Annotated in this window: 10 protein-coding genes; 7 read left to right on the plus strand and 3 right to left on the minus strand. The window is 56.7% G+C overall.

Translation table 11 applies throughout. The features are described 5' to 3' along the window. The 6 genes from tssI to KW848_RS31040 form a co-directional block, all read left to right on the plus strand. On the plus strand, window positions 1-2,022 hold a 2,022-nt coding region (tssI, locus tag KW848_RS31015), incomplete at its 5' end, for a type VI secretion system tip protein TssI/VgrG (protein ID WP_218539135.1). Window positions 2,023-2,263: 241 nt separating this feature from the next. Then, window positions 2,264-3,112 (plus strand): DUF4123 domain-containing protein, encoded by an 849-nt coding sequence (locus tag KW848_RS31020; RefSeq protein ID WP_218539136.1) that lies wholly within the window; start codon window positions 2,264-2,266, stop codon window positions 3,110-3,112. Next, entirely contained in the window at window positions 3,109-3,909 is an 801-nt protein-coding gene (locus KW848_RS31025; RefSeq protein ID WP_218539137.1) for a hypothetical protein, read from the plus strand. Before KW848_RS31020 ends, KW848_RS31025 begins: the two co-directional genes overlap by 4 nt. After that, window positions 3,906-6,143, plus strand: a complete 2,238-nt coding sequence (locus KW848_RS31030) for a lipase family protein (RefSeq protein ID WP_375154762.1) — start codon at window positions 3,906-3,908, stop codon at window positions 6,141-6,143. Before KW848_RS31025 ends, KW848_RS31030 begins: the two co-directional genes overlap by 4 nt. Before the next feature lie 441 nt (window positions 6,144-6,584). Next, entirely contained in the window at window positions 6,585-6,872 is a 288-nt protein-coding gene (locus KW848_RS32705) for a helix-turn-helix domain-containing protein (protein WP_375154763.1), read from the plus strand. Window position 6,873: 1 nt separating this feature from the next. After that, the gene (locus KW848_RS31040) at window positions 6,874-7,365 is read left to right on the plus strand and encodes a hypothetical protein (RefSeq protein WP_218539139.1); all 492 of its coding nucleotides are present in this window, start codon (window positions 6,874-6,876) and stop codon (window positions 7,363-7,365) included. A 61-nt stretch (window positions 7,366-7,426) separates the two neighbouring features. Here the strand turns inward: KW848_RS31040 and KW848_RS32290 are convergent, their stop codons facing one another. From KW848_RS32290 to KW848_RS31050, 3 genes are all read right to left on the minus strand, one after another. Further along, entirely contained in the window at window positions 7,427-7,705 is a 279-nt protein-coding gene (locus KW848_RS32290) for a hypothetical protein (RefSeq protein WP_309140093.1), read from the minus strand. Then, window positions 7,653-7,880, minus strand: a complete 228-nt coding sequence (locus tag KW848_RS32295; RefSeq protein WP_309140094.1) for a hypothetical protein — start codon at window positions 7,878-7,880, stop codon at window positions 7,653-7,655. The genes KW848_RS32290 and KW848_RS32295 overlap by 53 nt, the downstream gene beginning before the upstream one ends. A 102-nt stretch (window positions 7,881-7,982) precedes the next feature. Beyond that, a complete protein-coding gene (locus tag KW848_RS31050; RefSeq protein ID WP_256365346.1) occupies window positions 7,983-8,591 on the minus strand; it encodes a DUF4339 domain-containing protein in 609 nt (202 codons plus the stop codon). A 91-nt stretch (window positions 8,592-8,682) separates the two neighbouring features. Between KW848_RS31050 and KW848_RS31055 the strand changes: the two genes are divergently transcribed. Continuing rightward, on the plus strand, window positions 8,683-8,846 hold a 164-nt coding region (locus KW848_RS31055), incomplete at its 3' end, for a helix-turn-helix domain-containing protein (protein WP_218539142.1).

Below are 8,846 nucleotides of genomic sequence, written 5' to 3' on the forward strand. Positions count from 1 at the left end.
CACTTCTTCACCCTGACTGAACACCCGCGTCAGGCGTGCAACGCCTTGTGGCTGCTGCGAAGCGTTCATCACCACGGGAAACAACCTCAAGCGCTGGAAGAGTCGGTCACCAGCGAGGTGAAACCCGCAGATGGCTTCACCCAAGGCTACCGTAACACCTTCACCGCGATTCCCTGGGACGTGTTCTACCGTCCACCGCTGGTCACCCGTGAAAAGGAATTGGTGAGCCAGACCGCCCGTGTCACCGGGCCTGCCGGCGAGGAAATCTTTTGTGATGAGTACGGTCGGGTCAAGGTCGAGTTCAATTGGGACCGGGCCGAACTGAACAGCGACAAGAGCAGTTGCTGGGTGCGGGTGTCCTCCAGCTGGGCCGGGGACTGCTTTGGCGCGGTGACCATCCCGCGCATCGGCATGGAAGTGGTGGTGACCTTCTTGGAAGGTGATCCCGACGATCCGCTGATTACCGGGTGTGTGCCGAACAAGGTCACGCCGGTGCCGTACGCCCTGCCTGCGAACAAAACCAAGACGGTGCTGCGCAGCCACAGCTCGCCCGCCAGCGGCGGCTACAACGAACTGTCGATTGAAGACCGTACGGGGCAAGAAAAAATCTACCTGCGGGCGCAGCGTGACCTCGAACAGGTGATCCTCAACGACAGCGACACCCGGATCGGTCACGACCGTCGCGAGCAGATTATCGGCGACAGTCACAGCCTGATCAGTCATGACCGTTTTGAGCAGGTGGACCACCACAGCTCCAGCTTGATAAAGGGCGACGAACTGCACACCACCCAAGGGCTGCGTAACACCGTGATCGGCGGCAATGAGCTGATCAGCATTACCGGCGACAGCAGCACCACGACGGGTGGCTCGCTGGTGATGCAGGCGGGCACACAGGCTCACGTCACTGCCACCAATGTGGTGCTCGATGCTGGCATGAGTCTGACGCTCAAGGCCGGTGGTCAGCACCTCGTCATTAACTCAGGCGGTATTTTCAGCAGCGTGCCCATCGTCCAGGGTGGTGCGCCTGTAGCCGGTGTTCCTTCGCTTCAGGCTGCACAGGCCCTGATCAGCGCACCAAAGGCGATTATCGCCAGTTCGCTGTCCAACGTGGCCACTGCCAAACAACACGCAGCGGACTACTGCCCGCTTTGCGAGGCCTGTCGTACGTTGAAACCGGCCGATGCCGAAAAGGCGGATGTCGCCGTGACGGTGATGCCGATAACAAAACCTGCGAGCCTGGCCGATCAGCGGACTGCCGCTCCTAAACGAGTCGCGAAGGTCTCCGCGCCGAACAAATTCGGCTTATATAACGAAGTTGAAGACGGCTGGCATCTTCAAAACCCTAAGCCTGGATTCAAGGTACAGGAAGGTCGAGATCAGGCATTGGACTTAAGTAAGACCCTCGCCCTTGTTCATGGAATAGCTGTTGCGTATGCCGCGAAAACGATTGAAAGCGGCTTTTTACGAAGTGCATACGCTCGCCTTGGCCCTGAAGGAAAGTACAGTAGAACCGCTGATGAGCGCGGTGGCGGAGCCCTGGCTGTTTACACCCGTGCGGTAGGCAAGCAGGGAGCCGCTCAATGGATCGCCACTGGAATGGGCGTAGGGGCATCAGCGGGTAACGTTCAGCTAATCATCAGGCCGGACATCCTGGAAGATCCTGCCCATGTTTGGCGCGCGAGCACCACGGACGGCATGGGAGCGGCCCCTGGCGCACCAGCGAAAAAGGAAACGGGGCGTGATAAGTGGCAATACCAAACGGAAAGCGGGCGGAACAGAACATTTAGTGACACGGTTAAAGACAAAGCCATCGCGAACAATGAGCAGTTGCACTGGGAAAAACTGCCGCTCACAGGTCTGGTCGCGATCATTGTGCATGAGCGTGTAGACACTCCCGACGACCTTAAGGCGATAGCCGATGCTCAAGGCATTGCGCTTATTAGCGCTTCTCCTAAGGAAAGTTTAAAAACTACATTGCTGCGCTACCACTTGATCGATAGTGATAGTAATTGGTGCAAATAAACCGACGTCGCAATAGAGCCAGGGGGCACCCACGCTGGCCGGGTTATCACGAACAGCGAGGGGGCAACAGTGTGAAAAATACGACAGAGCCCCAGCCCTGCAACGTTAATGACGGCATCGACGGCGTTGACGGTGCGTCACGGCGTGTTTTTTCGATGGTGTTCGCAACCATGCCAGCCACACCGCCTTGCCTGCTTGGTTAGGCCTGTCGCAATGGCCTATGCAATATTGGAGATAATGCATGAGTGCGCTTGAACAATGGCTACAAGAACAATCCAGGCAGGGACGGCGCCTCTACTTGGTACTGGATTCTGACGGACAACTTGACGAGCGTAATGCGTTGGTCAGCGAGCTTGGAGTCGAACAGTACCGCAATCTGTACCTGGGTACGCCTGCCGACTCATTAGCGAACGTGGCACCGCACCTCTTTCAGTTGGCGTCGGTGGAGCATCCGGCCTTACAGACGCTGCTCAATACACCTGAACGTCACTGGGGCTGGCTGGCCAGTACCGCAAGCAACGACCTTGATGCATTGACCACCCATTGGCAGGAACGCTTGGTGATCGGCGAGCGACCGAATCAAGCGCTTTATCGTTTCCACGACAACCGCGTATTGGGCCGTGCTCTGGCCCACCTGCAACCCGAGCAGCAGCCGGACTTTTTGGGTCCGATGAGCAGCGTGTGTTATTGGCAGGCTGAGCAGTGGATCGTTATCGACAATCCTGACCCCGGCCAGCACCCGCTGCCACTTGCTCCCGCGTGGCTGAACACCCCCACGCCAGCGGCTACTTTCGCGGGCGTGCAGTTCGACAACACCCGGCGTTACCTGATGCGTGAGCACTCAGGCGCCCTGGTCGGTCTGGCCCGACAGCAGAACGTCGATACCTGGTTGCGCGGCCAGCTTGATTGGGCTCGCACCTGGGGCTGGCAGGAGCCGGAACAGATTCATTTTTTGCTGACGCAGAGCTTGCAAGCGCAGGATTACGTCCCGCCTCAATCCTGGTGGCCTCGGCCCCATGAAACTCCGTCAACGCACTTTGATCGCTTGTACCAGGAAACACTGTACTGGCAGGGAGATGCCCCCGTATGAAACGTATTCTTCAAAACCTGATCCTCAGTGGTGGCCTGGCCCTTACGGTGGGCTGTTCCGCCACGGGCGGTAAATCCGACACCTTCACCTTCACCGCCGACTTACCGCCGAACTTCGCGTATGTCGCGACAGTGACGTACGTACCCGCCTCAGGCCAAACCTGCAGTTTGGGTAAGCGCGACAATTTAAAGCCGCAGTTCAACCGTGAGTGGCGCACCGAATACAAACCCAATGCCGAGATAGAGATACGCCGAACCAGTAAAGGCTGTGAGTTGGTGTTGCATAGTGTGGACCTGGATGTCTATGCGAAATATGGAAAAGACCGAGGCGACTTCGGCAGTGACTTTGGAAAAGTTGCGGTTCGCTATGAACTGGATGCACACGACAAGGGCACTTTCAACGCCGCTGGTGAAAGCGAGTTTTACGGACAGTGCCAGTGGTTGTTCCGTACCTCAGGCGGCTTGCGTCGCATCGTAAAAATACTCGACTGCAAAGACACCGATGCCCAGGGCCGCTTAACTCGAGGCCATCCATTTGCGGCGTACACCCTGGATCAACTGCCGGGCAAAACCGTGCGCTTGAAGATCAAGCTGGCCGATGAGGAAGAACCCTATATGGGCGATACCTGGGTCAAGGTACCCGGTGGTTGGAAGCGCTGCATGGGTAAAGGTTTTGAAGATCAGCACGCTTTTTGTTACGGCAACCACACAGACTTCAGCACCTTCAGAATGCCGGACGGTCGCGACACGTGCACCATTTATCCCGGCTGCACCGAAAACAAGGACGTGACCCCGTGAACTTTGAACTACCCGAACGTGATAAAGCCTCTTTTAGCGGCGATATGCTCGCTTGCCCGTTGCGCGAACACTCGACCAGTTTTCAATTGGTCGACGAGTTCGGTGACGGCCAGCCCTATGCGGGGCTGACCTATCAGCTCATCGATTACGAAGACATCATCTACACCGGTACGCTGGATGCTGTCGGCGTCGGCAAGGTGGACAACCACTACTGCGGTCCGGTGGAGCTCCGACTGAATCAGGCGTACCAAGGCAGTAATGACGACTACAGCGAACTAATGCACCGGAAGCACTACCCGCTGCCCATCACCGAACTACAAGTACGAGCCGAGAAAACTCGCTTCTCCAGTAAGTCTGGCCTGCGTACGCAGTCCAACACTGCACAAGGCAAGGCGGATGCGGGAGCGTTTCATCAGGTGGAGGTGCGTGAACTGGTAGAGCACGGAGCCCACCTGCCACCGTTGGCCGCACGCCATTTCCCGCCCAACTTCCATGTGTTTAAGCTGTTTCGACCGCTGCCCGTTAAAGGGCAAACGGGCTACCTACCCGAGCTTGCTAAACGGTTTGGCATTCCCCTGTTGCCGAACAAACATCACGTGTTAGAGGTGCGTCCGCTGCGGGCCTTGCGCCCCATGCTCTCCACCGGTAACGAGTTCTGCGCGCTCAACCTTTACCAGCTGGCATTGATGGCCACCCTGAGTTACACCCCGTTTGGCCAGGATCCTGATCAGCAGCCTGTGAGGGCCAGCACGGTGAGTTTTCCAGCACAGCCCAGCAGCGGCAACTGGTTTGGCGCGGCCTTGGCCAAGGCAGAGGAGATCTGGCGGGTGGACGCTGGTCAGGAATCGGTGAAACCGTACTACCCGCTGTATGAAGACGTGCCGTATTCCAAGCGTTTGGAAATCGTGCCGTTTGATCCTGAGTTGTACCCGGAGGTGAATAATCCCGAGTTGGGTAATGCGCAGGAAAACCCGGCCAAAATTCACTTCCTTGATGACACTGACAAAGATAATGGAACAAATAGCCAAGCCTTTATCACGCATAACGATGAGCTGATCTTGATTGCGGTGCGTGGCACGAACGAAATGCCGTGGGACCTCCTAACCGATGGTGATGCTAAACAAGAGCCTTTTGACGAGGGCGTAGGCCAGGTACATCGGGGTTTTTATGGTGCCGCCAAAGTCACATATGACTTTGTTACTACCTACCTGGATAAATTTCACAGCGGACAAAAACTGATTATTACCGGCCATAGCCTCGGCGGCGCGGTTGCTTTGTTATTGGCCGAAATGCTGCGGCGGCGGGAAGGTTTTACGTACGACCTTTTGCTCTACACCTACGGCTCTCCACGGGCCGCTGACCAGACCTTTGTAGACGGCGCCGCTGAGCTGACGCATCACCGGATGGTCAATCACAACGACCCGATTCCGAGCGTGCCGGGGACCGGCATGGATACCAAACCGAAAGTCTATGGCACCGGCCTTGCCGTCAGCTTTGTTAACGCACCACTGGGTGTTTCGATATTTATGGTCGGCGTGAGCAACCTCAACGGCACCCCTTATGCGCACCACGGCAAGCTGCATCATTTTATGCCGGTGCGATTTGAGGATGGCCATCAGTGTTCGATCCTCTGGGAGCCGGGTTGCGAGAGCATTATCAATAAAGCGTGCAACGAAGTACTCCAGCAAAAAAATGGCTTGCCGACGCATAGAGTGTTTGAACCCGCCCTGTACCTGCTCAATCACCTAATGGTGGGGGGTTACATTCCCAATAGCTGGGCCACGCTACGCCGCTGGCAGGAGTCGCTAGAGTTTAGCCGCGAACGGGTGACCACACGCGAGTTTGAGTGGGTGGATAACGCGCTCCAGCGAATGTGCCGTCAGTTGGAAAAGGTCTCCCGCGAAACCCATTCCGATGCCTATCAACGCGCCCATGAAAATGAGTACCGCGCCCTCCGAGCGGAAATCGGCAAGATGCAAATAACCCGGGATCGGCTGGTCGAGTTGCATGGAAAAAAAGCCAGCGCAGGGGATGTCTACGGCCAAGTCGCCACCCATCCCGAACTGCTCACCGCGAACCTGCCACGCTGGAAGGCACACCCGGTAAACACCGCGCCCGAACAACTGGCAATGGCGCCGCCCGCCGCGATTGACCATGATCAGGCGATAACGGCAATCATTGGCGGGCACCCCGTGGGGGCGCCCTATCATTTGGATATTGATTCGTTTGTTTAGAGCCGATACCCACCGACAGCGCGATTTCCGTGCTGTTGGTGGGGCAATCGTTTAAACAGTAATACGTTAACTAAACTGGTTGCCCATTCCGGACGCGACGATTTGCCCGATTGCGATACGCGTCTTCCGGTGAGCCCGTGCGCTGAAGCTGACGGGTCAACTCACTAGATTGCCCATGAAAAATACAAATTCAATGTCCGATGCTACCGCGCCACCCGACTACCACCGATGCCTACCCGCCGAATTCCACAGCCAAGCGGATGCCTTTATCCGCTATCTGCACGAGCTCCCCAATAAATCACCGGTCGAGTGCCCTGCGTGCAGTCATCACGCTTTAGACTGGACCCCAGTCAAAATCTGCGCCTGCCTTTTTACCGCTGCGGCGCGTGCAACAAGGGGTTTAATTGTCTGTCGAAATCCCCGTTTTCGGGGTACGGGCTGATGCACCTGTGGTCGACCTATGCTCAGTACCTGTTAGCCGGTTGGCCGACGCAAGGTATTGCCAAAGCGATGGGCATCTCCCCCAGTACCACGTGGCGCTGGATCAAGCCCTGCCGCGCCGTGATGGCCAAGGAGTTTCCAGCGCTGTATCGCTGGTGGTCAGCACGGCAAGATCGAGCCAGTCTGGAACCACCGCCACATTGCCGCCCAAGCCCAGGCGTTTCTCAGTGGGCTAGAGCTATTGTTGACGACTCAACAGGCAGTGTGCGCGAAGTGTGGTTCGCCTGATATGCAGCGTACCGATGAGCGGCGCCCTGATTTTCGCTGCACCAGCTGCGGGAGCAAGATGAGTTTACTGCGAGGCACGTTGCTGTCCCGAGTGGGGTATCCGGAACACTGGCTGGGGTTTGCTCAAGGGCTGATCAATGGCGAAAGCCTGGTGGATTTGCAGCGACGTGCAGGGCTTTGCGGGCAAGCGTGTAAGCGTTGGCAGGTGCGGTTTGCCCAGATGCTGGAGCAGCAGGGGCACACCGAGCTCATCCACTGGATTACCTGGCTGCGTAGTCGCCGAGTCAAGGAGGTGAATGATTTTGTGCTGCCGGATGGCAAAGGCGCTTCCGACGAGGACCCGGCAACTGGTGTCTTGCGGGAAACACCTATAAAGATGGCGTTCTGGATCGTGGATCGTAAAGAGCAGCGGTCGTTGCTACGAGCACCCATTATTGGCAGTGGCCAAACCAATCCCGAAATAAATCAGCTTGCGCAAGCATTGACATTGTAGGGGCACGAGAAGGTACTCAAAGAGGCAGTGGTAACAGATCAACTCGGGCGGTGTACGGGCCTTACCAGGCCGACTTGCAGCTGTTTTCTGGCGAGTCGAGTGGCAGCGCGACTTGGGCCAGGTGGGTGGTCGGTAGATTCACGGCTTTACGGCCATCGCTGATTTGTAAATGGTTGGCGCTGCGTAGCGCTTCCCAAAAGGCTGAAAAGGCGTTACCGCAGGCGCGGCAATTGGTGAAGAACGGGTTGCTGTAGTGCACGCCGTCAACGATGACATCGAAGCCGACATCATCGCCTGAGGCACATTGCTTTCCCGCGATGCTGGCAGAAGGCTGTGACATTATGGCTGTCGTTCTCGTTTGAGCAGGAGATGTTCAGCTCATTGTCGTTGCCATCATCGACCAAGTATTTGCTCACGCCTTGCGCCCAGTCGGCTGTCCACTCGTTAGTTCCCGCTGAGGCGGTGCTGGCAAGCAGGCAGCCGAACAGGGAGGCCCCTAAAAGTTTCGTGTTCATCTGAGTTCCTTGGATCGGACTAAAGCGTTGCGCCAATCGTGCCGAGCTAGGACGTAGTGCTCCCGGTGTCAGCCGGAAGCACTGCTATCCAAAGGGCAGGGCTTAGACGAAAAAAGTGAGTGCGAAACTGCCAATCCAGACAATGAGGTGCACCAGGTTCTGGTTCAGCATCTTGGCTCGCTGGTACAGGTAGACCGGCACGATAAAAACCCATCCCTTGAATCGGCGTGTGTCGTGCCCGGCGTTTTTCAGGCGTTTCTCATCGAACAGACTCAAGGCGATGTTCAAGAACACAGTGAGATACCAGTAATGGCCCTCACTCAACGCCCGCTGACCGCCCCCGGTGGCTCCAGCGACAAAGGCCTCTAGCAGGTAGCCCAGCAGTGGCGCGGATGCCAGTAGCCATACCACTGTGTTGTTGACGCTGGCGCCGGTGAGGGGCGGCGGTGAGGTCGCTTGGAGGTGTTGGAGAAACTCGGTTTTTTCGACCGGAATCCAGTTTTCCAGTCCGATCTTCCAGATAAGGCAGCCGTAAGTCAGCTTGCCTGAGCGGATCAGTTCTACGATTTGCTGTTCACTGGCTGGCTGGCGCTGGCCTTTTTCTTCGTAAAACCATTGTTGATTGCTTGTTGCTTCCGGCATGGAAAAAGTCCTTGGTTTTTGAGTATTGGCACAAATAGGTGAATGGCAACCTTCTGGGTTGATTTTCAACTTTATAGGTTCTTCATGTCAATGAGGTGGTGCTCAACCATCTAGGTTGATATGGGGCGGCGATGGATACTGATTAGACGTTTTTGGCGGGGTGGTGGGCCGTGCAATTGCGAAGCAACGCAGTCGCCGTGGTTTGACCCAGGAGGAAGTCGCTGAGCGGCTGGGGGTGGGCAATGAGGCGGTATCACGCATCGAGCGCGGCATCGTGATGCCCAACATTGAGCGGTTGCTAGAACTGGCCGGCATCTTTGATTG

Source organism: Pseudomonas sp. PDM25 (assembly GCF_019219045.1).
Lineage (GTDB): Bacteria > Pseudomonadota > Gammaproteobacteria > Pseudomonadales > Pseudomonadaceae > Aquipseudomonas.

Excerpts from the sequence above, each read along its gene's own strand:
- KW848_RS31020 (WP_218539136.1), top strand. The coding sequence starts at position 2,264 with ATGAGTGCGCTTGAACAATGGCTACAAGAACAATCCAGGCAGGGACGG.
- KW848_RS31025 (WP_218539137.1), top strand. The coding sequence starts at position 3,109 with ATGAAACGTATTCTTCAAAACCTGATCCTCAGTGGTGGCCTGGCCCTT.
- KW848_RS32705 (WP_375154763.1), top strand. The coding sequence starts at position 6,585 with ATGCACCTGTGGTCGACCTATGCTCAGTACCTGTTAGCCGGTTGGCCG.
- KW848_RS31040 (WP_218539139.1), top strand. The coding sequence starts at position 6,874 with ATGCAGCGTACCGATGAGCGGCGCCCTGATTTTCGCTGCACCAGCTGC.
- KW848_RS32290 (WP_309140093.1), bottom strand. The coding sequence starts at position 7,705 with ATGTCACAGCCTTCTGCCAGCATCGCGGGAAAGCAATGTGCCTCAGGC.
- KW848_RS32295 (WP_309140094.1), bottom strand. The coding sequence starts at position 7,880 with ATGAACACGAAACTTTTAGGGGCCTCCCTGTTCGGCTGCCTGCTTGCC.